Origin of the sequence: Chitinophaga sp. HK235 (genome assembly GCF_018255755.1) — a bacterium.
Lineage (GTDB): Bacteria > Bacteroidota > Bacteroidia > Chitinophagales > Chitinophagaceae > Chitinophaga.
Genome location: NZ_CP073766.1, coordinates 1328713 through 1352492 on the forward strand (window position 1 = coordinate 1328713; position 23780 = coordinate 1352492).

Annotated in this window: 25 protein-coding genes; 5 read left to right on the forward strand and 20 right to left on the reverse strand. The window is 47.5% G+C overall.

The window, feature by feature from the left end:
* Positions 1-13: 13 nt before the first annotated feature.
* The 4 genes from KD145_RS03975 to KD145_RS03990 form a co-directional block, all read right to left on the reverse strand.
* Positions 14-1807, reverse strand: a complete 1794-nt coding sequence (locus KD145_RS03975) for a hypothetical protein (protein WP_212004611.1) — start codon at positions 1805-1807, stop codon at positions 14-16.
* A gap of 154 nt (positions 1808-1961) precedes the next feature.
* On the reverse strand, positions 1962-2879 hold the full coding sequence (locus KD145_RS03980; protein ID WP_212004612.1) for an ADP-ribosylglycohydrolase family protein: 918 nt from the start codon (positions 2877-2879) through the stop codon (positions 1962-1964).
* Positions 2880-2897: 18 nt separating this feature from the next.
* The gene (locus tag KD145_RS03985; protein WP_212004613.1) at positions 2898-3629 is read right to left on the reverse strand and encodes a DUF481 domain-containing protein; all 732 of its coding nucleotides are present in this window, start codon (positions 3627-3629) and stop codon (positions 2898-2900) included.
* A gap of 77 nt (positions 3630-3706) precedes the next feature.
* Entirely contained in the window at positions 3707-5854 is a 2148-nt protein-coding gene (locus tag KD145_RS03990; RefSeq protein WP_212004614.1) for a GDSL-type esterase/lipase family protein, read from the reverse strand.
* A gap of 137 nt (positions 5855-5991) precedes the next feature.
* On the opposite strand from KD145_RS03990, the gene KD145_RS03995 reads away from it, so the two are divergent.
* On the forward strand, positions 5992-6411 hold the full coding sequence (locus tag KD145_RS03995; protein ID WP_212004615.1) for a 3-hydroxyacyl-ACP dehydratase FabZ family protein: 420 nt from the start codon (positions 5992-5994) through the stop codon (positions 6409-6411).
* 89 nt (positions 6412-6500) lie between these two features.
* Here KD145_RS03995 and KD145_RS04000 read toward each other — a convergent pair whose 3' ends face one another.
* Positions 6501-7310: a methyltransferase domain-containing protein gene (locus KD145_RS04000; protein WP_212004616.1), complete on the reverse strand. Its 810-nt coding sequence runs from the start codon at positions 7308-7310 to the stop codon at positions 6501-6503.
* Between the two features lie 9 nt (positions 7311-7319).
* Positions 7320-7799 carry a DUF4920 domain-containing protein gene (locus KD145_RS04005; protein ID WP_249219735.1) on the reverse strand — a complete coding sequence of 160 codons (480 nt, stop codon included), beginning with the start codon at positions 7797-7799 and terminating at the stop codon, positions 7320-7322.
* A gap of 226 nt (positions 7800-8025) precedes the next feature.
* On the opposite strand from KD145_RS04005, the gene KD145_RS04010 reads away from it, so the two are divergent.
* Positions 8026-8784, forward strand: coding sequence for an SDR family NAD(P)-dependent oxidoreductase (locus KD145_RS04010; RefSeq protein ID WP_212004617.1), 759 nt, complete (start codon positions 8026-8028; stop codon positions 8782-8784).
* A gap of 65 nt (positions 8785-8849) precedes the next feature.
* Here the strand turns inward: KD145_RS04010 and KD145_RS04015 are convergent, their stop codons facing one another.
* The 5 genes from KD145_RS04015 to KD145_RS04035 form a co-directional block, all read right to left on the reverse strand.
* A complete protein-coding gene (locus tag KD145_RS04015) occupies positions 8850-9593 on the reverse strand; it encodes a GNAT family N-acetyltransferase (protein ID WP_212004618.1) in 744 nt (247 codons plus the stop codon).
* 181 nt (positions 9594-9774) lie between these two features.
* A complete protein-coding gene (locus KD145_RS04020) occupies positions 9775-11667 on the reverse strand; it encodes a hypothetical protein (RefSeq protein WP_212004619.1) in 1893 nt (630 codons plus the stop codon).
* The gene (locus KD145_RS04025) at positions 11664-13214 is read right to left on the reverse strand and encodes an NAD(P)/FAD-dependent oxidoreductase (protein ID WP_249219736.1); all 1551 of its coding nucleotides are present in this window, start codon (positions 13212-13214) and stop codon (positions 11664-11666) included. The genes KD145_RS04020 and KD145_RS04025 overlap by 4 nt, the downstream gene beginning before the upstream one ends.
* Before the next feature lie 360 nt (positions 13215-13574).
* Positions 13575-14249 carry a DUF6882 domain-containing protein gene (locus KD145_RS04030; protein WP_212004621.1) on the reverse strand — a complete coding sequence of 225 codons (675 nt, stop codon included), beginning with the start codon at positions 14247-14249 and terminating at the stop codon, positions 13575-13577.
* A gap of 34 nt (positions 14250-14283) precedes the next feature.
* The gene (locus KD145_RS04035) at positions 14284-15585 is read right to left on the reverse strand and encodes a hypothetical protein (RefSeq protein ID WP_212004622.1); all 1302 of its coding nucleotides are present in this window, start codon (positions 15583-15585) and stop codon (positions 14284-14286) included.
* Positions 15586-15753: 168 nt separating this feature from the next.
* Between KD145_RS04035 and KD145_RS04040 the strand changes: the two genes are divergently transcribed.
* Positions 15754-16443 (forward strand): alpha/beta fold hydrolase, encoded by a 690-nt coding sequence (locus KD145_RS04040; protein WP_212004623.1) that lies wholly within the window; start codon positions 15754-15756, stop codon positions 16441-16443.
* A 78-nt stretch (positions 16444-16521) separates the two neighbouring features.
* Positions 16522-17025: a GNAT family N-acetyltransferase gene (locus tag KD145_RS04045; protein WP_212004624.1), complete on the forward strand. Its 504-nt coding sequence runs from the start codon at positions 16522-16524 to the stop codon at positions 17023-17025.
* 2 nt (positions 17026-17027) lie between these two features.
* Here KD145_RS04045 and KD145_RS04050 read toward each other — a convergent pair whose 3' ends face one another.
* The 6 genes from KD145_RS04050 to KD145_RS04075 form a co-directional block, all read right to left on the reverse strand.
* Positions 17028-17534: a DinB family protein gene (locus tag KD145_RS04050; RefSeq protein ID WP_212004625.1), complete on the reverse strand. Its 507-nt coding sequence runs from the start codon at positions 17532-17534 to the stop codon at positions 17028-17030.
* Between the two features lie 28 nt (positions 17535-17562).
* A complete protein-coding gene (catB, locus tag KD145_RS04055; RefSeq protein WP_212004626.1) occupies positions 17563-18195 on the reverse strand; it encodes a type B chloramphenicol O-acetyltransferase in 633 nt (210 codons plus the stop codon).
* A 155-nt stretch (positions 18196-18350) separates the two neighbouring features.
* Positions 18351-18494, reverse strand: a complete 144-nt coding sequence (locus KD145_RS04060) for a hypothetical protein (protein WP_212004627.1) — start codon at positions 18492-18494, stop codon at positions 18351-18353.
* 166 nt (positions 18495-18660) lie between these two features.
* Positions 18661-19041, reverse strand: a complete 381-nt coding sequence (locus KD145_RS04065; protein WP_212004628.1) for an SgcJ/EcaC family oxidoreductase — start codon at positions 19039-19041, stop codon at positions 18661-18663.
* Positions 19042-19080: 39 nt separating this feature from the next.
* Entirely contained in the window at positions 19081-19650 is a 570-nt protein-coding gene (locus KD145_RS04070; RefSeq protein WP_212004629.1) for an isocitrate lyase/phosphoenolpyruvate mutase family protein, read from the reverse strand.
* Between the two features lie 88 nt (positions 19651-19738).
* On the reverse strand, positions 19739-20554 hold the full coding sequence (locus KD145_RS04075) for a helix-turn-helix transcriptional regulator (RefSeq protein WP_212004630.1): 816 nt from the start codon (positions 20552-20554) through the stop codon (positions 19739-19741).
* A 142-nt stretch (positions 20555-20696) separates the two neighbouring features.
* On the opposite strand from KD145_RS04075, the gene KD145_RS04080 reads away from it, so the two are divergent.
* A complete protein-coding gene (locus KD145_RS04080) occupies positions 20697-21134 on the forward strand; it encodes a nuclear transport factor 2 family protein (RefSeq protein WP_212004631.1) in 438 nt (145 codons plus the stop codon).
* 40 nt (positions 21135-21174) lie between these two features.
* Here KD145_RS04080 and KD145_RS04085 read toward each other — a convergent pair whose 3' ends face one another.
* The 3 genes from KD145_RS04085 to KD145_RS04095 all read right to left on the reverse strand — a co-directional run bounded on the left by KD145_RS04085 (position 21175) and on the right by KD145_RS04095 (position 23750).
* Positions 21175-22455: a nuclear transport factor 2 family protein gene (locus KD145_RS04085; protein ID WP_212004632.1), complete on the reverse strand. Its 1281-nt coding sequence runs from the start codon at positions 22453-22455 to the stop codon at positions 21175-21177.
* Positions 22456-22470: 15 nt separating this feature from the next.
* A complete protein-coding gene (locus KD145_RS04090; protein WP_212004633.1) occupies positions 22471-23094 on the reverse strand; it encodes a DsbA family protein in 624 nt (207 codons plus the stop codon).
* A gap of 74 nt (positions 23095-23168) precedes the next feature.
* Complete coding sequence (locus KD145_RS04095; RefSeq protein WP_212004634.1) at positions 23169-23750, reverse strand: Crp/Fnr family transcriptional regulator; 582 nt, start codon at positions 23748-23750, stop codon at positions 23169-23171.
* Positions 23751-23780: the final 30 nt, after the last annotated feature.

A 23780-nucleotide genomic window follows, 5' to 3' on the forward strand; every position in this document is an offset into this window, starting at 1 on the left:
GGATTATTTTCTGTTAAAATGAATAAGTATAGTTCAGCGTGCTGGTCAATTCATTGTATCCCGGCTGTGTGCCGCTGGCACTGCGCAACAGCCACATCACAGTGGCACCGATGTTATGCGATTGTTTGTTGTTGAATAATTTTTTCTTCCCCTCTCCTCCCATGCTTTCATTTTTCTGTTTTGTTTTGGGAGAATAATTGATAGTGAAGCCGGTATTAAAAAGCGTGCTGTTACTGGTGGTGGCAACGCCAGCCTGTTGTGAAGTGGCCTGCGTCATGTTATAGGTGGCTGTGAGGCCGGTGCGCAGTGTTTTATCAAAATACTGTTTGTTGATGTTTACACTGGGCCCCATGAAAGTGGTGTTCAGGCTGGCGGCTGTATTACGATAATAGTTCACCGCACCACCCAGCGACAAGGCCTGTGGTTGCAAGCTGTAGGAATAACTCAGGTTGGAGGTAAAAAATTTATTGAGATTTTCTGTGGCGTCTTTGGCGCTGCTTTTATCACTGGCAAACTGGTAGGAAGTGTTGAGGGAGATGGAATGCTGCACCTTTTTGTTGCCGGTGCGGTACATGACCATGCCGTTGTAGTTGTTGTTGACCTGATAAAAATCCAGTGTATCCAGTGGGTTGGTGAAATAAGGATCTACCAGCGGGCGGATACGGGTGTAATTGCTGAAGTTGGAATAACCGCCGTTGATGGCCCAGTGATCGTTGGGCACCACATTCATATTGATGTTGGCCACTAGCCTTTTTGCATCACTGTTTTTGCTGTTGTCCAGGTTATTGACCTGCATACCGGCGTTGGCAGCGATGTTCACCCGGCCGCCGAGTAACTGAAAGGCCGGTGCAATCGTGATGTTGCGCATATCATTGACCACGTTGTAGGCGCCCAGCGTTACATAATCGGGGGCTACTCTTTCATAACGCAACTGTATCGTATAAAAACTACCTGTATAGCCCAGGCCGGCCTGTATCGCATCAAAATAACGGGTACTACCAGTGGGCGCCAGAAACTTACCTAGTAAGTTGGACGTACCGCGACTGCTGTCGAAAGCATTTTTTTCAGAACGCGTATCACGGTTGAGGGCTGATACCGAATACTCTACGTCCACGAATACACGCTTGAGGATCGTCTGCCTCACATTGAAGGCCATGGCCACATTCTCCCGGGGTGTGATCGTGGCATCATCCGGGATATAGGGAATAGAGCCCGCATTGTCTTTTGCTTTGAATAAGGAAATACTATAGGCGTTACCTTCATTTTCATATCCCATCTTCACACCATAACCAATACGCTCAAAAGCAGCACGGTTGTAACTTTCAGGGTTCAACACATCAAAGGGCACTGCTTTCAGTAGTTTACCATACATGGCAGACAAACGCCATTTGCCGGGTGTCAGTTCTACCCCTAATCCGTCGAACATATGCCCCGCCAACGTGTAGTTGCTGAAGTTCATGCTGGTAGTGCCGATATAGGCCCTGGCCCATTTGTAGGAAGGTGCAAACCGGAACTGGTTGAACGGCTGGGAATAGTTTCTCCCCTGATTACTGTAACTGAAGGAGAAAGGCATGTCATAGCCAAACAGGTTGATATTGAGATTACCATTGAGATACCAGGCAAGAGGATCGCGGCGGCTATCGATGCCGCTGGCACTATAAGCTGTTGTGCTGGCACTGATAGAGCCGCTCATGCTCACTCCTTTTTTGACGCCCAGCTGGTCCAGCGCCTGGGCATATATGACAGTAGAGGCTAACGACAACAACAGAGCCAACAGCATAGCCTGGCAACAGTGCTTTTTACACATGAGTATAGGGATAGGGCTTGAATATATTTCCAGCCAAATATATATTTATTTTTAATCTATCAATATTATTTATTTATTAAAAAGAATAATGTGTTAACAGTCAATTTTTTAATTTAAAAAAGAAAAAAGATGCAGAAGAAGGGGGGTATTTGTTTTAAGCGGGGAAGAGAGTGTCAGCGGTGATATCTACTACCTGTCGTATCCAGCTGTAATCAGGCAGTGTCTTCAGTTTATGCAGCAAGGATGCCGGTATCCCGGCAGTACCGACCAAAGCTCCGGCCACCTGCCCGGCGATAGATGCATTGGTATCTGTATCGCCACCGGCGTTAATGATTTCCATCAACATACCTTCCATACCAGTTTCCAGCACTCGCGAAGCTGCAAAAAGTGCCAGGGGAACAGAGTTTACCACATACCCGTTTGTACCAAGCCTGGCCACATCCGTGATGGTAATGCCGCTGCCCATTTCATTTATCTGTATCAACCGGTCGCGCAGGTTGGTATCCGGCAATTGCGGAATCAGCAAGGTAAAGAGACTATGCTGTCCGTTCCAGTCTCCGCTCAATACAGCCCGGATAGCTAATACAACTGCCAAAGCGCCGGTATAAGCTTCATCATTACGATGCGTAATTCTACAAAGGTCTCTGACAATCTCCCTCGAACACAAAGGATGAAAAGCATAGGGTGCTATCCTCATAGCAGCCCCATTACCTGCTGCATATTCTCCGGTTCGCCCCACCTGGCTCCAATGCCCACCCACGGCCAGTTCCTGTAAAGCTTTTAATGTACTGGCTCCTATTCCGGTCAGCCGGCGTTCCCTGAAGAACCTGAGCATACATGCCGCCAGCGCGTCAGCTGTTGGCACACCCGGTTGCTGCATCGCTTCACAGGAAGCCAGTGATAACTGCGTGTCATCCGTGATCGCCCACACTCTTTCAGGTTCCCTTGGCGCCGTCCAATAATAAGTAGTGGCAGATCGAGCCAATGGTTCATTTTCATAACTGCTCCCCCAGGCATCACCAATTGCACCTGCTAAAATACAGGCCTTAAACCTGTCTTTCTTCATTAACATTAAAACTATTTTTTCCTGTTAAAAAAACTTCTCCAACGTCACGCCATAGTTCATCAACAGATTCTCGCGTTCGGTACGATTTAGTTTATTGTATGTCAACGATGCCGTTACACTCAGCCAGCTGCGCAGCTTTACAGACATACTGTTGATACAGCGGATAATGTAGTCATCTCCATGTGTCAGCGATTGCTGGAAGTAATTGCCGCCTTCCAGCACAACGATATTTCTGATCGTCCACTTATACTGCAGGCGGAAGGAGTTTCTGACAGTGCTGTAAATATCCTGTATGGTATCATGCAGAAACAGGTTGCTGTTCTCAAACAATAATCCATCTGTTACATTGATAACGGCATTGGGTAAACGAACAAGATCATAGCCAATACCCAGGCCTCCCTGAAAACGGTTGTTAATCTTGAGGGAATAACTTCTGTCATAGTTGGCCAGGCCCCAGTAGTAGATCTTTGCAGTATCTGTATACATATTAAAATCCACCGCCGCTGACACGTCGCTGTTAGTAAGGGATGCATTCTGTTTTCCATATACATAGCTGGCACCCGCATTCAGACTCACTTTTCTTTTGCTTACCTTAAAACCGAAGTTATTGTTAAGCAGATAGGAATTACCATCCTGGGTATGATTGATAGAACCTGTAGAGGCATATTTTATAAGATAGTGCGTAGAGTCACTGAACTGGGCAAAGGAACAAAGGCAATAAAGCATGGCAACCGTCAGGGTAACTATTCTCTTCATAATCAATCAATTTCTTAATATGTTATCGGTGGCAAGCCGCAACAATTAACGTGCCCGAAGTTATCCTGACAGTTCCTTTAAAACAATTCCGGCTTCAATGCTTCGGCCCATATCCGGTACCCCTTTTCTGTAGGGTGGCAGAAATCATAGGTGATTTCTTTCAGTAAAACGCCATCCGGTGTGAGGAGTTGCGCACCGATGTCTATCAGCCGTATATGCTCGCTGGCTGCGAAATCGGCCAGCAGCCGGTTCGTTTCACTGATAACCCGTCTTCTGGGACTATCCGGCTGCTGTTCTCTTGGAAAAACAGCCATCAGTATAATCCTGGCCTGGGGCACTTTGGAACGTACCCGGCCACAGATGGCTTTAATGCCTTCCACTATTTCAGCCGGCGTGTTGGCGCGGGCGTTAGCCGTTTCGCTGGTATTATTGGTGCCTATTTCGATGACCACTGTGCGGGGATGCAAACCATCCAGCTCTCCATGGTCCAGGCGCCAGAGCACATTCTGTGTACGGTCCCAGCCAAAGCCCAGGTTCAGCACCCGGTGTGTACCAAAGAGACCGGCCCAGGCCTCCGCCCCATTGGCTTTAGCGAGCTGGCCAACAGCGTTTCTCAACAAAGGATAACCTCCCCAGAAATGAGTGATGGAATTACCCGTCATAACAATTTCCGGGTTGATAGAGTCTTTGATACTTAACACTTCCGCATGGCGCGCCCACCAATCGTAGTTATCCTTTTCCAGTCGGGACACTGGAATAATGGCTGTATTGGCAGGTTTGGCAGTGTCTCTGCTCTTATCTCCCATCAGCTGCGACAGCAACGGCTCCATAGCCCGGGCCCATGCCATTGCACCTTCCGGGCTGGGATGCAGCCAGTCCGGCATCATATCCTGCCGGATGCTACCATCGAGGTTCATGAACACATGATTGACATCACAATAAAATACGTGTTTGTTATCCGCCAGCCTGGCCACTATATCGGATGCCCTGTTCAGGATCATGCGATGGGATGTAGGATTGGGCCCATCGTAACTACCTGGGAAACTGCGTAACAATAGAATTTTGGTATCGGGCAGTTTCTCCAGCAGCAGTTGCACAATGGCGGCAATACCTCCTGCAAGCTGCCCGGCAGTATGTCGTGTAGGATAGTTTTTTTCGTCGATGTTGTTGGTTCCTATTTCCAAAGTCACCACTTTCGGTGATTGTCCTTTTAGTTCTCCATGTTCGAGATTCCAGAGGATGTTTTCCGTGCGGTAACCGCTAAAGCCCAGGTTGAGCGCATGACGGGGCGCATAAAACTGCTCCCATACCGGTTGATAGGCAGGCTTCTCGAAGTTGTTGGTGATAGAGTTGCCAATCATGATAAGATCAAATTTCTGACTGGCCACCGTTGCCACCTTTTGTTCATGCCGGTCATGGCTATAACCTTCTGTCGCTATGGCCGCAGGATTGATGCTGGTATGGACAATGCTGTCTTTATTTTCCAGAAACGCCCGCAGCATGGAAGGCCATTGTGCAGCAGCACCGCGGAGCGGTGTTATCATTCCGAAGCCATGTCCTCCATCCGGCAGCACCTTAAAAGTACCGCAGCCGTCATATCCTTTCCATATCTTGCCATATTGCGTACAGCTGCTGACCAATTCAGGCTTGTCGTCTGCAGCGATCAGGGTAAAAAGCCGGGACCTTATTTCGGCCGGAGGTAACACTGACGGATATACGGAGCCGGGACGGGTTTCATTCAGAAAGGCGGGATAAATCAGCATCAGGTTGTCTGGCTGTGCAGCAGGTGCCAGCTCCTGCATCAGGCTGGCCGCCAGATGTCCGCCGGCAGAAAAGCCCATGATATTCCGCTCTTTCCCGCGCAATCCCAGCGTGGCAGCTTTTGCCTGCAACAGGTGCCACGCAGTCCTGGCATCCTCCAGCGCCAGCGCTCTGGTATTCGCACCTGCTGACACATGATACTCCAGCAGGGCCACATCATATCCTAACTTGTTCAGGAAAGCAGCTATCAGGCTGCCTTCTGTTGTTACCTCCACTACCTTGTAACCGCCACCAGGAAATATCAGCACCGTTCCCTTCACCTCTTTGTTATCAGTCCGAAACAACTGTAAAACCGGAGACTGGATAAGATAAACTTCCCCATCTTTTGTGGGGTTACCCTTGGGCCGTAAATTCCCTTCCAGTGATACCCATGTAGTGCGGGCCTTCCGTGGCGACTGCGCCATTGACATAACAGGAATACAAAACAATAAGCAATAAAGCCACCACTGTTTCCGTTTCAGGATGATCAGATGAATATTCATATCTTTCAGACGGACGGGGAATTTTCCGGCCGATACAAAGTAGAAAAAAAAATTCAGTTATGTATAGCTCAGATGCTGTAGAAACGTTGATTCCTCACAGAGCACCTTTTTTATTTGCTGACAGGGTGACTGCTGTTTCCAACGAAGAAATTATCGGTTACAAAACTTTCAGTGAAGACAATGAATTACTCAAAGGCAGTTTCCCTGCCCACGGGTTTGTTCCGGGAGTTATTCTGATAGAATCAATGGCCCAGTGCGGCGGTGCGGGCATTAAGTTGCTGGGCCTGGCCGACGGCCTTTTCGGGCTCGCAGGTATAGAAACAGCCCGGTTTATGAAAGGTGCGCGGTATGGGGTGCCTATCCGTTATGTTATTAAAAACATCCGCGTAAGCGAAAAAATTATCAAGCAGTCCGGTATTGCCTATATGGATGAAGAGCCGGTTATGGAGGCCACCTGGACCTGTGTAAAAATCGGATGATCCTGACTTCACTGCTGTTAAAATAAACAGGCCCGTAGTCATCGCTACGGGCCTGCTTATTTTCATACAAATAATGATCGTAATAATGTTCAGGATGAAAGCACAGCCTGGATATCCTTCAGTTTCATGGTCATGGACAAAGCACCTTCCTTCAACCAGGCATCATAATCATCGATAGCCTGTAATCGTTCTGTTTCAGTAATGAAGCCGCTTTGTACCATCTGCGGGCCTCTCAACCGAGCTACTGCAGACCAGATGGCAGCCTTATCGGCAAAACCGGCCTCTCCTCTCCCGCAGGATTCATTGGCTTCCTGCACCTGTATCTGAGAAAAACCAGCCTGTTGGAATAACAGCGGCAGATGATCTGCCATTTGATTGTCCATACCTGCATCTGCACGCCAGTCGAGAAAGGCGCTGTAAAAACGCTGCATAGCGGGCGGTGGAGCAGGTACCCATTCCAGTCCGGCATGGTTGTAATCCAGTACAGACAATTTACCTCCCGGCACCAGCATTGCCGCACATTTCTTCAATGCGTCTGCGGGGTTGCTGAGCCATTGAAAAACACGGGCAGATACGACCAGGTCAAATTTTCGTATAGGCTGCCACGTGAAGATATCGGCGGTTAGTAGTGCCAGATTGGAAACACCCTGATAATCTAATTGGCCCTTGTCTATCAGATGTCCGCTGTTATCGATACCGGTAACAGTGCCTGAAAGGCCCACAGCAGCCGCAATACCAGCGGAAATAGCACCCGTACCGCAACCCAGGTCCAGCACATGCATCCCTTCTTTCAGCAATGGTATCAGGGTAGCATAACTGTTTTGCAATGTTCTGCTGTCGAGTACAACCGAAGTTCCCTTCGGCATGGCAGCTCTTTGAGTGGCTTTATCCCTGTTCATAAACAATCATTATTCTACTACCAGTATACCATTGGCAGTATACCTGATTTCTTTTTTCGGATGTTGGATGGCATCAATTTCTGCCTGTGGCTTGTGGGCATCTTCGGCATAGTGTTTTAACTCCGCCACAGAAGTCTCGTGCAGATAGGCAATACCATCCAGTACAACAGTTTTACCTTTAATGTCGAGGGGAACAAAGAAAGCATAGTCCTTCATTTTTACAAAGGCCGTAGTGCTGTCATTGATCTGCAATTTCATCCAGCAACCTTTTTTGGGACAAACATCCAACACTTTTGCTTTGATCTTGATAGACAGTTTACCACTGTCATTCTGAAGCATCCTGGGAAGTTTCAGGGCATCCATGGCTCCTGACGCCGTAGTGGCGGCACCGTAAACAGTGTTGGGTTTAGCCTGACCTTTAGGCGGTTGGGCAGCAACAGTCAGAGACACAGCCAGCAGTACAGCTGATAGTAACGCTTTGTACATCATGGTTTAGATAGGTTTTATGCTAAGTTAAGGAACCATTTACTATAATTAACATATCTTACCAAAACGTTAAAACTACCGCTGCAGTTTATTTGCAGCACATACCCCTACCACTTAAGTTGTATATTTGCCGTATTGAAAAAATCTCCCTGACCTGTTTACCTTCTGCCTACCACTGCCACTGTTACCGTTCTTTGTTTTGATTAAATGACTTCTAAAATATACTATTATGAACAGACTGGAGAACAAGGTAGCGCTTATCACGGGCGGCGCAGGAAGCATCGGACAAACCACCGCAAAGTTATTTATTGATGAAGGCGCCAAAGTAGTACTGATTGACCTCAACGAAGACGCTTTGAAGAAAGCGACAGCTGAGCTGGGCAACCATGCCGCTTATGTGGCAGCAGACGTTACGTCAGCCAAAGATGTAGAACGTTATGCGCAGGAGGCCGTAAAAAAATTCGGAAAGATTGATATCTTCTTTAACAATGCCGGTATCGAAGGCGTAGTGAAGCCCATCACAGAATTCCCGGAAGATGTATTTGATAAAGTAATGGCTGTTAACGTAAAAGGTGTTTTTCTGGGTTGTAAATATATACTGCCGCAGATGAATGATGGTGGCAGCATGATCATTACCTCTTCTGTAGCGGGTTTGGGGGCTTCTCCTAACTTTGTGGCCTATACGACCAGTAAACATGCTACCCTCGGCATCATGAAAACAGCAGCCCTGGAAGCTGCACCGAGAAAGATACGGGTCAATACCATACATCCGTCACCGGTAGACAACCGGATGATGCGTTCTATCGAAGAAGGTTATGAACCGGGGAAAGCGGCAGAGATGCAGAAAATATTTGCAGCAGGTATTCCGCTGGGAAGATATGCTGCACCGCTGGAAGTCGCCAAACTGGTGCTTTTCCTCGGATCAGATGACAGTCAGTTTATCACCGGCGCACAATATGTGATCGACGGCGGCTCCAATGCTAAATAATTATACTAACCTGTTAAAGTAAAGTAAGGCTTCCTGCAAAAGCAGGAAGCCTATTTATTATTGGATTACAGAGAGAGTGCATAAGTGATCACTTCCTTTACCGGTTCAAAACCCAACCGGCTATATATCGGCAAGCCCGCTTTGGAGGCATGCAATACACAATAACGTTTACCATCCGCTACACATTCCCGGAGCAAACGGGTAGTCATGGCTGCCGCCAGGCCCTTACCCCTGAAATCCGGTAATGTGCCGATAAAATGCAGACCGGCATTACCATTGTTGTCATAATAAATCACCCCGCAACAGGCAGCTGCTCCTTTATAGGTTCCGGTGAACACCTTTATCTTATCTTCCTGATGCAGCAAACGGGCCACTATGGCACCATCTACCCGGTAGTTAAACGATTGCGCCGCAATATCAGCAAATACAGCAGCTTCGGTAGCAGCTGTTACCAGACTGAATTGCACATCGCCGGACTCTTCAGCGGGCGGGTTTTCTCTCAGGTAGATAATCATGCCCTGCAGACGCATCTTTACCTCGAAACCGGCTGATGATAATGTATGTTCATATTCCATCGCCTGTGATTCCGTAAACGTTACTGCGTCCGGTAATGCTCCTGCTTTTATCTGTGCAGCGATGAGTGCCAGCTCTTCCGGACCCGCCACCTCAAATACTCTTTTAGGCCAGTCTGACCCATCCGGTATTACCGCTTTATAACGGGGAGCTGTCGTGATCAGTCCTGCTTTTTCTCCTACATAGGTCCAGTGCTCAAACAAATTTTCAATGATATGTCTTTCCTCTTGTGTCATACTATTCTTAAATTTCATCTGATCACAAAAGTAATAGTCTCCTGGAGCAGTAAAGTAGTCCAGTGTGGAAGGACGAGGTAGTCCAGTTACTGATTTTCGGATTTCTTGATTTTGGGATTTTTGGATTTACATATCAGCAAATCCCAAAATCAAGAAATCCGAAAATCAGAAAATCATTGTGTTATTTACAATAAGCCTGCAACAGCGGCAGTGCCTGTTGGGAGCCCATCAATGCTGCCTGATTCAGATCCCGGCAGCCGCTGGCCTTATCGTTCAGCAACAGATAACTGACACCACGGGCCAGGTATATGTCCGCTCCGCCAGGATTCAAAGCCAGCGCCGCATTGAAGTCCTGTATGGAAACAGCCGCGGCTTTTTTCCGATCCCGCTCATAAATACCCTTGAAATAAGGTATCCGGTCATTCTGAGGAAATTCCTTCACCAGGTCAGAGAAAAAGCGGTCATTATCCTGCATTTGCGGGTATAGTCTTACAAACAGCACCGCAACAGCCTCCTTATCCTTGTTCTGTGAAACATATACCGGCGCAAAAGTTGTATCATTCAGGAAAACAGGCAGCGGCGTATTCGTATAGTGCTCACCGGTATAGTGGCCTTCCCATATGACCAGCTGGCCGGGCTGTATACCAGGTTTGCTCCTGACAGACACCTCCCCCGTGGTAACGGTATCGTTTGGATGACGGCCCGTAGCCCAAAAATACCAGGGATGACTGCAAAATATTTTACGGTCTTTCAGACTACTGTTATGGATAAACGCAGTCATATCGTTGATACCTTTTCTTTCTTCATTGCCATGGCTTTGGGGATTTTCGTACCAGAGTGTAAAGGTAAGCTGCCATACAAACAGCATTCCCGCCACTACGTATACCCTTTTCCGTGCAAAACTGAATACCGGCATAATAGCCAGCAGGCAGCATACTATCAGAAACCAGAAAATCGTGTAGTCCTTCTTGTTGGGATCATAATTTTGCCGGAATACCAGTTCGTTGGTAAACGAAATCCAGGCCAGCAGACTGATAAAAACCACATATACCCACAGTTCATCTCTTTTTACAGGAGTCTCCGGCTGTGCAGATTTTCGTTTAGCCGTTTTAGTATTAGCGGCTGGTACTGCCCAAAGGGTCATCCAATAGTTAAACCCATACAGGCAGATGACCGCCGCCAACGGCGACAAAGTGATGAGGTTGCGTAACGCACCACCAGACTGGCCCAGGTCCATATACACCGCAAAGATGACATATACCAGGAACCCCACTGTAAACTGCAACAGGATAAAATAATCGGACAACAGTTTTCTAAGACTGCCCAGGTAGCCCCACAGAAAGAAGAAAAAGGCTACCGGTCCCAGTACGTAAACATATTTACCGGAATGATGGGTAAGACTGACATGCGCATAGCGGTTTTTACTGTTCCCACTCGACAACAGCTCCTGCATAAGCGACAGGGGCCTGCCGGAATATACATACCAGCCCAGCGCCCAGGCAGCCATACCTGCGGCCATCAAAGGAATATAACGGTACAGGCGACGCTGCAGCAGCGGGTACAACCAGAAAGGCATCAACAGAATTCCTTCTGACCGGGCCAGGGGCAGCAATCCGCCTACAAGCGCAAACCAGTGAAACTTCTCTGTATAAAAACAATAGAGACCCAGACATATCAGGAAAGAAGCCAGCGGCTCTGTCATAGCATCCCTGGCGATGCCGAAGAGGAAAGTCTGAAACAACAGGAACACCACCGCCACCGAAGCATGCGGTACCCCTTTATGACGGAGACCTTTATACAACAATATGCCGGATAACGCTGTCAGCGCCACCATGAGTAACATGGCTCCTGTTTTACCGAAGGCCTGAACCGGCAAATAAAACAGTACCACAAACAGTGGCCGGTTCCATGCAGATAGCCACTGCAGGCCATTATGACGGGCATCCTGCACATTCATCAGGCGGGTAATGGCATCGTCATCCCAGGTAAAATTCGACAGCTGCGACCAGACCATCGAAATGACCACAAAAATAAAAGTATAGATCAGGTAATCGTAACGTTTCAATGATTTCATACGGTCTGTTTTTCTTCGTGATACTCCTGTTCGGTATTGATCTCCCAGATATTACTCCGGTCTGTAATGCCCTGGATGATATTATCTACAGCAGTCATAGCGGTGAGCATAGAGTGATCGGCGTTATTGTATTTATGCATACCGTTTCGACCGACGAGAAACAGATTGCTGATGGTGTCCATATATTTTCTGAGTTCATCAAACCGGTGATAGGTGCCGAAATAAGCCGGATACGTTTTTTGCATCCTCACCAAAGTACTGTCCAGTACATCTTCCTGGCGGATGATACCGATCTTTTGCAGTTCGGCGATGCCAAAGTTAATAAACTGGTGGTTTTCCATACTCCATAACTCATCGCCTTCATTACAAAAATATTCCAGGCCTATCCATACTTTGGAGGGATCACTGACCATATAAGGGCTCCAGTTGTTAAAGATCTGGAGGCGGCCGACACGGACATCATTTTCCTGAATATAGATCCAGTTGTCTTTCACGAGTGCATGGTCTGGCGAAAGCACCAGTTTGTTTACCAGGAGTCCAACGGTGACAAAATCGCGGTATTCCAGTCCGCGGGCAATTTCCTGTATAGGGCCGGGTACAGCTTCTTTCATGGCTGCCGCCAGTTCCTTCACTGGCATGGTGGAGAAAAAATAGTCTCCGCTGTAGCAGCCATCGGGAGTACTAACACTTTGTATAGTACCGTGTTCCAGTTTTACACCCGTTACCGGTTGGTGGAGCCGTATCTCTCCTCCCATGGCGGTAATGCGGGCGGCTACTTCTTCCCAAAGCTGACCCGGCCCAAATTTTGGATACAGGAATCTTTCTATAAGACTGGTTTCCGTGTTCTTTTGTGCAATATCTTCCCCTCCTGTTCTGGTAAAGAGTTTTTGTAATGCATGCAGGATTGTTTTGGACACCGATAGTTTTTTGATACGCTGATGTCCCCATTCTGCATCAATTTCATGGCAGGGCTTTCCCCAAACCTTTTCCGTATAGTCTTTAAAGAAAGTTTCATATAGTACACGCCCGAAACGTTTGATAAAAAATTCTTCGAGCGTTTTTTCCTTTTTACGGAAGAAAAGCCGGGCATATCCGTAAGAGATTATGATCCGGAAAAGCCGGAACAGTCCCAGTTTGGAAATGGTGCTGACCGACAGGGTAAGCGGATAAAGAAACAGCTTCCGCTGGTAATAAATCCTCGACAACCTGTCACGTACCAGCATCACCAGATTACCATCCGTTGTTTTTTGTTCGGCCTTTACTGTTCTGGTTTTCTGCTGATAAGTGATATTAACTTCTTCCTCTCCCGAAGCGATAGGCATGATATCAAGCCACCATTCCATCACACGGTCTGACTTGGAAAAGAAACGATGGCCTCCGATGTCTATTCTGTTGCCGTTATAGCGGACCGTTTTCGAGATCCCCCCAATATCTCCCGACATTTCGAGTATGATGGGTTTTATGTCCGTTCTTTTAAGCAGTTCATAAGCTGCAGTCAATCCCGCAGGACCAGCGCCGATAATAACAGCCGTTTTTTTATTTGTCATAACAAAATAGTGTTTGGGAATCATTTCTTTCTTTCAGCACTATCCTTGTTGACAAAAGGCAGGCATCTCCATAATAAATCCCATAAAAAAACCAGCAGGTATAAAGGGAAAAACAGAATCCTGACAGCTGCTTTCCAGCATAGTATGGCATAATAAAAAGCACGTTCCATCATCATGAAAAATTAAGCATGGTTGACTGGCATACGCAGCGCTAACGCAGGACAATCAGTAGTGATAACTGCTACTAATACACGATGATGAAATAAAACCCTTATGCAGGATAAAAAAATATTTTGGGAGAAGACGGGGGCGGGATAAAAATGAACCCAGGGCTTAAGCCCTGGGCTATAAATATAAATATTATGACAGCTTGCCATTGAGGCTGGCAAGGCGGTTCAGTTCATCGAAAGTGGCTACTATACTATTATTATTGTGGGTGGCAGATAATTCGTTACCGGAAACAGTGATGGCAAAGTCCCTTGCTTTCAGGTAACTGGTAAATGCCTCGCGGTGGTTCATTTCAAACAGTGATACCAGCTGAGGAAACACGGTAAGAATACGTTGAGGCGTATCCGTGCGGGCGGCATCAATGATATCGCTTTTGATGGTTACCAATAAGGCGCCCTGTCCGTAGTCGGCCACATAATAGGCACTGGAGCCAAACATACCGGAGGCGATCATACCTATATAATGTACGTCGTTGAGCGAAGCTTCAAACTGGCCGTTGGCAAAAAGCGCCACCTGATGCTGTTCTCCGTATTGTTTCAGCTGTAAAGCTTGCTGTAACAGGTTTTCAGGAATATCAGACTGTACATTGGCCCATCCCCACAGAAAGGTATTGGACACATGAGAGAAAGTACCCAGTACCTGGATCGGAAATACCAGCTCATCACCGAAGCTGAGGGTGCCTTCTGACAGATCTGCATTCCAGTCGTTATTGCCGATTACAGCGGCGAGGTCATTCTGTTTATCCAGTGCAATGCCGCCGTACTGTGCTATCAGGTCTGGGACTGTTAATGCTGCGGAAGTTGACATGATGTTCCGTTTTTTAAATTTTGGGCAAGATAAGTTATTCAGTGGGAACTGTTGTTTTGCTGTCCTTATTTTTTAAGGCGTTGATAACCGCTGCCTGCCGTGTTATCTGTTCCTGCTGGCTTTCAAGTTTTTTATTCAGTTCGATGATATAAAGTGTCAGCTCTTCTATTTTCTGCATCTGCAGTCTTTGCATTTCGCCAAGGTCGAGCCCTTGAGTGGTCACTTCCGCAGCGGAAGGGATGCCCGGAAGGTGCTTATTTTGTTCAATGTGCGCTGCTATTTCCTTTAGTGATGGCAGTTGATAAGCAGGATCAAATACCATATCCGCCCAGGTTTCCTGCGTAACCTTTACTTTACGGACTCCTAGCGCGCCACCGACTGTCAGTTTATAATCCTGTTGTGGTTGAGCCCCGATGCCGATATTCCCGTCCGGGCTGATCCGCATTCTTTCCAGCGGGAGACCTTTATCCGCCGTAGCAAAGACCAGGAAACCGGAAGCGTCTGTAGTAGCAGCCTTGTCCATAATGGCGCCGATGTATGCCACTCCTTTGCCGCCGGAAGCATTGGGCGCTGTCCATGTAACCGAACCGATACTGCTGGCAGTGGCCGTGGCGCCGGTGCTTAATATCAGATGTGACTGGCTGTTCTGTGCTGTTCCGGGATTATGTATTTCCAGTACACGGTTATTGCCGCCATGGAAGTAAGCCTGTGCATCTGTTTTACCGATGCCCACATTACCGGTAAGATGATCGATACTGAGTTGATCGTTGCCGGAAGAGCCATCATCTTTCAGTGTACCAAACAATGTTTTACTACCGCCAGTGTATATACGATAATATCGCTGATCCGGCAGGCGACCATTATTCTGGAATACCAGTTCAGGGTTATTATCGGCTGCCAGGGTAAACAAGCGGATAGGTTTATCAGTGCCCAGGCCCAGGTATCCGTTGGAAGTGATCACAGCACGCTGAAGCGGACCGGCTCCGGCGGAAGTGGCAAACACCAGGTCGCCCTGCGCGTTGGTGCTAGCATCACCGCTGATATGTCCGCCAATGAAAGCCATCAGTTTCATTCCGGTGGAATTGGGCGTAACCCAGGAAACGGAACCTACAGATCCTTTGTTGGCAGTGGCCCCGCTGCTGAGTATGAGGTGGGCCTGACTATTGGTGAGGGTACCTGGGTTCATGATTTCCAGTACACGATTGGTGCCGCCATGCGTATAGGCGTTGGGGGTAGTGGTGCCAATACCCACATTACCGGGGAATGAAGTATCCTGGGCATAGGTTTGATACCCAACAGTACAGCAGAACGCTGAGAGCGTTAAAAACAATTTCATGGGAATAAGGATTAAAAATAAAGATCAGCATTTATTATTCCATCATGATAAAATAAATTTCCCTGCCTGAAAAGATTACAGTAACTTTTAAAGGTATTCCTCCAGACTGGCATTAGATCGTCATGTGATTATAACCCGCAGTTTTTGTACCCATAAAAAGCTATCAAGATGGCAAACAAAGTAAACATCGTCCTGGTACATGGTGCCTGGGGCGAAAGTATGCATTGGAACAAGGTGATTCCCTTGTTGACCGCCCAGGGCTATACGGTAGTGGCGCCTCAATGCCCGCTGACCTCCCTGGCCGATGATGCAGAGTCTGTCCACCGAATGGCCGGACAGCTGGAAGGTAAATCATTACTGGTAGGGCATTCCTATGGTGGTGCTATCATCACTGAAGCAGCAGCAAAGGCACCTGGTACAGCCGGATTGGTGTATATCGCCGCCTTTGCTCCTGATGAATCTGAAAACCTGGCAGCACTATTACAAAGAGGTCAGCCTGCGCCTGGTGGAGCTAATATCTACCCCGACCAGTATGGTTTTCTATGGATCAAACGGGACAAATTCGGAGAGAGTTTTTGTCAGGATGCTTCACCGGACGATGCCACTGTGATGGCGGCTACCCAGAAACCCATAGCCGGCAGATGTTTTGAAGACAAGCCCAGTACTATCGGCTGGAAGAATTTTCCGGTATGGTACCAGGTATCTGAAAACGACCGGATGATACCGCCCGACACACAACGTTTTATGGCTGACCGTATGAAGGCCCAAACCATCTCACTGGCTGCCAGCCACGCTTCCCTGGCTACTCACCCTAAAGAGATCGCCAGCTTTATCAGCAAAGCCGCCGAAGGAATTTAATTCATATTCCGGGAGCCACGCTGTATGCGGCTCCCGGAATACTTCGTAATTTAGTGGCTGTAGCATTTAAAAGAACCCATGAATCAATTAAACCCGGAAGTAACCCTCCGCCGTATTACTGTAGACAATGTAGAAGACATTTGCGATCTCAGTAAAACCCTTAGTTCTGTACAACGTGGTATGGTAGCCGATAACGGTGAGTCCATCGCTGTAGCCCATTATTCAGAAGATGCCTGGTTCAGGGCCATCTATGCCGATGATACCCCTATAGGGTTTATCATGTTACATACCGGTGCCGACTGGAGTGACGGACTCGATTTCCCCAACATGTTCCTCTGGCGCTTTATGATAGCAGGCCCCCATCAGGGCAAAGGCTATGGCAGCAAAGCCATCGGACTGGTACTGCGTAATCTCGCCGGACGCGGCATCTCTGAACTGTATACCAGCTGTGGCGAAGGCGAAGGCAGTCCCCTCTCCTTTTATCAACGACTGGGCTTTACACCTACCGGTGAGTATTATGACGATGAGATGGAGCTTAAGCTGACATTTACGGCTGATACCGTAAAAGCCATGCTGGGCTGATATTACAGCATCTTTTCGCGGATACCGGCCAGATGGTGGTCATCATGTTCAGCCACAAAATAAGCCAGGTCAATAATACGCATCGGTGTTTTTAAACGCGGATGCAAGGCTGTTTTCTCCAGCTGCGTTTCTTCCAGCTGCCACAGCCTGGCCACCATCAAAGCCCTTTGTTCCCGGAACCGTTGTAATAACTCAGTCAGGCTGACAGCATTATGATTGGCATTATGTGTCCGCTGATTGGTAAGGTCTGCCGCACTTAACTCCGGCAGGCCTTTTACAAAATCATCAAAACGTCCCAGCCAGAGTGGTTCCATATCCGACAGATGGCCCACCTCTTCTTTAACAGACCACTGTCCATCCGCTTTACGGACCAATAGACTTTCTTCCAGGCCACGGGTCATTTCTTCTACCCTGGCAGGTGTACCACTCAGGCGCTCAATAATGGAAGGCATTATTCCATTGTCTGTGATAACCGGAAACACCCGGTCAAACCATGCAGTTCTTTTCATGACTATACAGGAATTTTATAGTTTTTTTTCAGGGACGATGCTTCTGGAAAAAATCATACAGTGCTTTAACATTACCATCGCACAGCAGCGGCATAGCCTGTTCCAGCAACGATTTAGGCCAATTCCACCATTCCATTTCCAGGAGCAGTTGTATCTCCTCTTCCGGAAAACGTTTACGAATTTCTTTGGCTGGGTTACCGCCCACTATTGTATAAGGAGCTACCTCTTTTGTAACAAGCGCCCTACTCCCAATTACAGCACCATGGCCTATTTTCACACCCGGCATGATCATCGCTTCAGCACCAATCCACACATCATTACCTACCACGGTATCTCCTGCTCCTTCATAAGCATTGATACTTCCATGAAAAGCCGGTTCTTCCTGCATATAAAAGAAAGGAAAACTGGAAATCCAGTCGTGCCGGTGGCCCTGATTGCCACACATGATAAAAGCAGCTCCGCTGCCGATAGAACAATAACTACCGATAATCAGTTTATCTACATCGTTACGATCAGGAGGCAGGTAACGGGCGCAGTCATCAAAGGAATGTCCGTGGTAATAACCGGAATAATAACTGTATTCACCGACAATAATATTAGGATTGGTAACCTGCTCCGATAATAATTTCCCCCGGAAAGGGCTTTCAAAATAATTCTTCATTTGACTGTATATATGGGTTACGGGGAGCAATTTACGAAGAAGTAACCTTATATAACGGCCAAAGATGTACGAAGTGCCAGCATCAAAAAAACAACCGGCGTATGGAATATCCCATACGCCGGTTGCCATCTCTTATGAATAGGTTGCCTACAGTACTAACACACCCAATTGGTCGGAGGACAGGTTTTGTGTTGTGTAATCGGCAGGGTACGGTTATGATCTTCCATCACAACAGTCTGACCGAGGGCAACAATCTTGATTTTAGCCAGTTTCAACCTGGCTGCGGGTTTCTTTTTCATAACTTACAGGTTTGAATGATTAGAAATACTAACAATGTATAATAAAACAACCAGACATAAAATCCCGCTTTTACGTGATTTTCCCTGCAGACACACCGCGTGAACGAAACTAACCATCAGACGCTATTCACCCGGGGCTTTCGAATATTAACTGCGCATATGAAACTTATGCCAGCATATTTTCCAGCGCCCCGAAAGCATGGTCTATGATAATCTTCCAGGTGCCATCTGCCTGCTGCTTCATCACTTCAATACCTTTGGCACTTATTTTCACTTCGTTGTCATTGGTGATGTTCCATTCAGAACGCCCTACTGCCACATCACCTGCCTGAAGACAGTATACCGTTCTGATCTCCATCGTTCCTTCTATGGACAAAATTCCCCGGACAGCCTCCTCAAAATTCTCTCTGCCGGAAACCGGCTTCCCTGGCTCAGGAACAATAACACCGTTAAAATCATAGACACGGAGAATATTGGACATATCCCGCGTATTAAAGGCTGCAGCCAGTGCCGCATGCACATCTTCTGCTCTTCTGGGTAAGTTCATATGATTGATTTTTTATGAGAATGAAAATAAATGAAAGGATCAGGAAAAAAGTGGTGCAAAACCATCTGCAACGGTGATCGCATGGGAAAGCGTCCCGATATGGTCATATACCTTATTGAATAAAAAAGGGCCCATACTCACCCGTTTCACGCCCAGCTCGCTGAGTTCCTCAAAACCAGGCAGCCCTGGAACACACATCACATTCAGCGGTAAACGGGTTTGCGCAACTGCGTCCGCGATATCCTCTACAGCACTGATGCAGGGCAGAAAGATGCCATCAGCGCCTGCTGCTACGCCCAGGTCCGCAAGCTGTCTGATATTCTTATAAATCTCTTCAACAGTAGTCCCGTAGCCCATTTCCAGGTCTACCGACAAAGGAATACTGACAGCGGCCAGTATCCTTCTGACCACAAAGAGATAATCATCAAAAGGCATCTGTTCACCATCTTCATAACCCAGACTACCGGCCACGGCTGCACTGGAAGTGGCCACAGCAGAAAAACCCTTTTCCTGAAAAAGCTGTGCACTCCTGGCATCCCAGGCATTGGGCAAAATAAACAGCTTATCTGTTTGATGCAGTTCTTTAAATACATTCAACGTTGAAGACATCATCTTTCCATTAAAATGAGCAATGTTGTTATTGACACAACAAAACTAGAACAACAGCAAACCCTGGAATTGTATAAAACGGAACAGCTCAGCTATTGACGGTTGCGAGCGTGACAGGAGACTGATCAGGAGAATAACCGGAAGGGGTAAAACCGGTAAAGGATTTAAATTCGCGGATGAAGTGGGACTGGTCAAAGTAGCCACAGTCGTAGGCAATAGCCGTCAGGGAGTCTTCTTTCCTGATCACCAGCTGAAGGCTGTTTTGAAAACGGTGTATTTTACTGTACAGCTTCGGAGTAAGGCCGGTATATTGCAGAAACAGTTTCTGCAGATACCTGGATGTAATACCATAACGGGCCGCCACATTTTCGATATTATCAAAAAAACCGGGTTGGTTTAACTCCTGCATAACATGCCCTACTATGGTCACTTTCCCGGTACGGCTTTGTGCACGCAGCAGCTGCTGCCACAGGAAGTCTTCCACCAGCGCAATTCTTTGCTGCCAGGAAACCGTTTCCAGCAGCCGGTTATGCAACTGTCCTGCTGAGCTGCCGCATATATGACGATAGTCGGTAACCCGGTCATTAAACAGATCTGCCTTATCATTCAGAAAAAAGGCTGCCGCATGCGGAAAAAAACGGACACCCAGCATATTGTGTTTCCCTACAGACCTTACCGGCAGCGGCCGCAGCAGCTGCCCCCATAACTCTATAGCAGGATGGGTTACAAAATCTCCCTGCGTGGCTGTTTGCCACAGACCATCACCCAGGTTGAAGATCATCTCCATACAGCCACTGGGAAAAACAGTATCTTCAAATGCAGCCCCAGCATCCGACTCATACGTGTAATAACATTTCACATACGGCTTTAGTCTGGCTCCCGGTTCAATTTCCTTGTAATGCATGATGGTATTAGTGCGTGATCCTATGAAAGTTACGAAAAATGCAATATTAACCGGTAGCAGGATTTTAACATTGTACAAAACGGAACAACGCCTGTTATTAAATTTTATAACTTCAGCCCGCATTACCCACAAACTATCAATCATGGAAACTGAAAAAATCACATCGGTATTACATTCCGTGTTCGGCGGAGCAGACAAAAGGGATTGGGAACAGGTAGAAAAAGCCTTTGCGCCCCAGGTAATATACGACTACACCTCTATGGCAGGCGGACAGCCACTGGTACTACAGCCGCAGGAGATCATCCGCATGTGGAAACAATTACTGCCCGGGTTTGACAAAACAGCGCATCATATTGCTGATTTCGACATTACTATACAGGGAGATACTGCCACTGCCCGGTTTACCGGCCATGCCAGCCATCTGATTGCAGATGCGGAATGGATAGTAGAAGGCAACTACGAAGTAGCGTTAGAAAAGAACGCTGCTATCTGGCAAATCACTGCATTCAAATTTAATCTTCAAAACCAGGGCGGTGACCTGCAACTGCCGCAAAAAGCTATGGCAAGGGTTGCCGGATAAAAAAGCGGAAGTCCGCCTCCGGGGCGGACTTCCACATCATTTATTTCATAACATCCATTACCTGCTGGCTGTCCACAAACTGTTCAAACCGGATAATCTTTCTGTTCTTCAGCTCATAATGATGGGCCACACGGGCCTTGAAGGACTTGCCGGTTTTCCTGTTAGTACCGGAATATGTACCGAAAGCCACTACCTCATCTCCCGTAGCAATGTAATGATCTATTGTAATTTTATAGTCGTCCCAGTCTGCCGTGATCCTTGCGAATACCTGTTTCAGAATATTGTCTTTACCGATATAAGTGCCTCCATAAGGGAATCCGGCCGCTTCCGTCCATTCAGTTTTGTTGGTCAGCGCATTGGCGAGGTTTTCAGCATTCTTTGCCGTACTGCCTCCTTCATAGGTGCCTTTTACCACGGCCAGGTTTTGAGCTGTTTCATCCGGAGGGGCACCCCATTGCATTTCGCCAGTGTTGACTTTAGCACCCAATTCCAGGCTTACGCCGCCCAGGAGTGTGGGATATTTTGCTTTTAACGCATTGATCAGTGCCGTTGAAGTAGTATGCTTATGGAGTAGTTCAGCATATTTCCGGATATAGTCCCGGGTGTGCTCAACAGATCTTAAGTCAAGATGCGCCCCACTGGCAAAGTGAGCCGGGATCACCCATTTCGGGGAAAGCGCCTGAATACGGTCCAGTGCTGCCAGCCATTCTCCACGTTTGGCAGGAGTAGCATCATCTGCCATCCACAGATGGAGGTTATCTCCAAACACGCTACCACCACCGATGACCGCTTTGATAGCTGGTATCCATATAAAAGACCGTTCCTTGCCGGCATTCATCACTTCCAGCGACTGGCCTTCCAGCTTCAACACACTGTCTTTTAACAGTTGCGGCAGTACAACATTATGTGGCGCAGCTTCTTTGAGTTGCGGTCCCCATACATCCAGTTTACCCTGGGCCGTTTGCTGGATATGATCGATCACCGGCCCGGTAGCGTATACCGTTACCTGCGGATAATATTTTTTGAAGACTTCCAATCCGAAATAAAAATCCGGATCTCCATAGCTGATAAAGATTGCCTTCAATTGTTTACCTGAAGCTTTAATGGCCTGCGCCACCTTTTCTGCGTCTGGCAATGTAAACTGGGCATCTACCAGCACGGCATCCTTTTTACCGCTGACTAATACAGATGTCACTCTCATAGAAGACTCCGGCGCGTTGTAGTAGGTCAGCTCCAGTGGCGATGTGCCCAGTGATTTTAATTCCTGTGCCTGAGTAGTCATGACCGTCATGCTTAATAAGATGAACAATAACTTTTTCATGTTTTGATGATTTCGTCAGTTTACAATAGAAGCTACGCTTTCATCCAGCTCTGCATAGGAAGCATAGCCCTGTTCCAGTAGTATACGGCGTCCATTGTGTTCGATAAACAGCGAAGGATATGCGGATGCATAAGACGTAGCCTTTTCAAACGCATGCAGGGTAAGCACTTGCAGTGATGCCGAAGTAAAACGTTCCTGAAAAACACCGGTATCTATTCCAAGCTCCTGACAGATATTGAGGTATACTTGTGTATCGTTGAGGTCTTTTCCATGCTGATAACGGGCCTGCTGCACCTTTACCATAAAAACTACTGCCTTTTCGGGAGCCAGCTGTTGAACCGCCATAATGGCCCGTGAGGGGACTTCACTATCAAGGACGACCTCTTTTCCAAGAAAGGCGAAATAATCGGTACCAAATGCGGTGCCGGTGAGGGCTTCAATTTGCCGGTCGTGCCGGATAAAATACTGGGCCATAGCGCGTGACTGTGTCCGCACGTTGACACCAGCCCACATGCCTGCGGGAATTATTTCCACCGCAAGGCGGCCGGCATACTGTTGTGTCAGTTTAAGGAGATTATCAGCGCTCCCGTAGCACCAACCACAGAGCGGGTCCATAACGTATATTAACTTTGTTTCCATCATGATTGTTTTTGATGGAACAAATCTAGTGCGGGAAAAATCCTTAAAAGTTGAACTAGTTCAAAATCGGGGCATCAGCCTTTATGCGCCAGTTTGCGCCTGATTTTGCTCAGGAATTCATGGGTAATGCCCAGGTAGGAAGCCACCTGTTGCTGGGAAAGCCGCTGTTCCAGGTCGGGGTAACTTTCCACAAACTCCAGGTAACGCTGATCAGCTGTTTTGCTGAGGTTGGAGATCATACGGCGCTGCAGGGCCACATGGGTTTTCTGTGTCATGATCCTGAACAGCTTCTCCACTTTCGGCAGCTCTTCATATAAAGCCTGTTTATAGGGATAGGTGATCAATAACACTTCCGAGTCTTCCAATGCCTCGATAGACAGGATCGCGGGCACCTGGTTGGTAAAACTGTCGATATCCGTCACCCACCAGCCTTCTGCTGCAAAATAGAGAATGCTTTCGTCACCGTTGTCATCCTGATAATAAACCCGGAAGCAGCCTTTGTTGACGAACCCTTCAAATTTGCAGATCTCACCGGCCCTCAGCAGCAACTCCTTTTTCTTTACGGTCTTTTGATAAAAGGGAGCGCTGAAGATCTCAAATTCTTCATCCGTGAGATGGATATGTTTTTCTACCGCACTACGGAGGATTTTATACATGATGGTGCTGTATTTTATGATATTGATGAG

What these genes read in the sequence shown, in the direction of transcription:
- KD145_RS03975 (WP_212004611.1), bottom strand. Translation starts at nt 1,807, where the DNA reads ATGTGTAAAAAGCACTGTTGCCAGGCTATGCTGTTGGCTCTGTTGTTG.
- KD145_RS03980 (WP_212004612.1), bottom strand. Translation starts at nt 2,879, where the DNA reads ATGTTAATGAAGAAAGACAGGTTTAAGGCCTGTATTTTAGCAGGTGCA.
- KD145_RS03985 (WP_212004613.1), bottom strand. Translation starts at nt 3,629, where the DNA reads ATGAAGAGAATAGTTACCCTGACGGTTGCCATGCTTTATTGCCTTTGT.
- KD145_RS03990 (WP_212004614.1), bottom strand. Translation starts at nt 5,854, where the DNA reads ATGGCGCAGTCGCCACGGAAGGCCCGCACTACATGGGTATCACTGGAA.
- KD145_RS03995 (WP_212004615.1), top strand. Translation starts at nt 5,992, where the DNA reads ATGTATAGCTCAGATGCTGTAGAAACGTTGATTCCTCACAGAGCACCT.
- KD145_RS04000 (WP_212004616.1), bottom strand. Translation starts at nt 7,310, where the DNA reads ATGAACAGGGATAAAGCCACTCAAAGAGCTGCCATGCCGAAGGGAACT.
- KD145_RS04005 (WP_249219735.1), bottom strand. Translation starts at nt 7,799, where the DNA reads ATGATGTACAAAGCGTTACTATCAGCTGTACTGCTGGCTGTGTCTCTG.
- KD145_RS04010 (WP_212004617.1), top strand. Translation starts at nt 8,026, where the DNA reads ATGAACAGACTGGAGAACAAGGTAGCGCTTATCACGGGCGGCGCAGGA.
- KD145_RS04015 (WP_212004618.1), bottom strand. Translation starts at nt 9,593, where the DNA reads ATGACACAAGAGGAAAGACATATCATTGAAAATTTGTTTGAGCACTGG.
- KD145_RS04020 (WP_212004619.1), bottom strand. Translation starts at nt 11,667, where the DNA reads ATGAAATCATTGAAACGTTACGATTACCTGATCTATACTTTTATTTTT.
- KD145_RS04025 (WP_249219736.1), bottom strand. Translation starts at nt 13,214, where the DNA reads ATGACAAATAAAAAAACGGCTGTTATTATCGGCGCTGGTCCTGCGGGA.
- KD145_RS04030 (WP_212004621.1), bottom strand. Translation starts at nt 14,249, where the DNA reads ATGTCAACTTCCGCAGCATTAACAGTCCCAGACCTGATAGCACAGTAC.
- KD145_RS04035 (WP_212004622.1), bottom strand. Translation starts at nt 15,585, where the DNA reads ATGAAATTGTTTTTAACGCTCTCAGCGTTCTGCTGTACTGTTGGGTAT.
- KD145_RS04040 (WP_212004623.1), top strand. Translation starts at nt 15,754, where the DNA reads ATGGCAAACAAAGTAAACATCGTCCTGGTACATGGTGCCTGGGGCGAA.
- KD145_RS04045 (WP_212004624.1), top strand. Translation starts at nt 16,522, where the DNA reads ATGAATCAATTAAACCCGGAAGTAACCCTCCGCCGTATTACTGTAGAC.
- KD145_RS04050 (WP_212004625.1), bottom strand. Translation starts at nt 17,534, where the DNA reads ATGAAAAGAACTGCATGGTTTGACCGGGTGTTTCCGGTTATCACAGAC.
- catB (WP_212004626.1), bottom strand. Translation starts at nt 18,195, where the DNA reads ATGAAGAATTATTTTGAAAGCCCTTTCCGGGGGAAATTATTATCGGAG.
- KD145_RS04060 (WP_212004627.1), bottom strand. Translation starts at nt 18,494, where the DNA reads ATGAAAAAGAAACCCGCAGCCAGGTTGAAACTGGCTAAAATCAAGATT.
- KD145_RS04065 (WP_212004628.1), bottom strand. Translation starts at nt 19,041, where the DNA reads ATGAACTTACCCAGAAGAGCAGAAGATGTGCATGCGGCACTGGCTGCA.
- KD145_RS04070 (WP_212004629.1), bottom strand. Translation starts at nt 19,650, where the DNA reads ATGTCTTCAACGTTGAATGTATTTAAAGAACTGCATCAAACAGATAAG.
- KD145_RS04075 (WP_212004630.1), bottom strand. Translation starts at nt 20,554, where the DNA reads ATGCATTACAAGGAAATTGAACCGGGAGCCAGACTAAAGCCGTATGTG.
- KD145_RS04080 (WP_212004631.1), top strand. Translation starts at nt 20,697, where the DNA reads ATGGAAACTGAAAAAATCACATCGGTATTACATTCCGTGTTCGGCGGA.
- KD145_RS04085 (WP_212004632.1), bottom strand. Translation starts at nt 22,455, where the DNA reads ATGAAAAAGTTATTGTTCATCTTATTAAGCATGACGGTCATGACTACT.
- KD145_RS04090 (WP_212004633.1), bottom strand. Translation starts at nt 23,094, where the DNA reads ATGGAAACAAAGTTAATATACGTTATGGACCCGCTCTGTGGTTGGTGC.
- KD145_RS04095 (WP_212004634.1), bottom strand. Translation starts at nt 23,750, where the DNA reads ATGTATAAAATCCTCCGTAGTGCGGTAGAAAAACATATCCATCTCACG.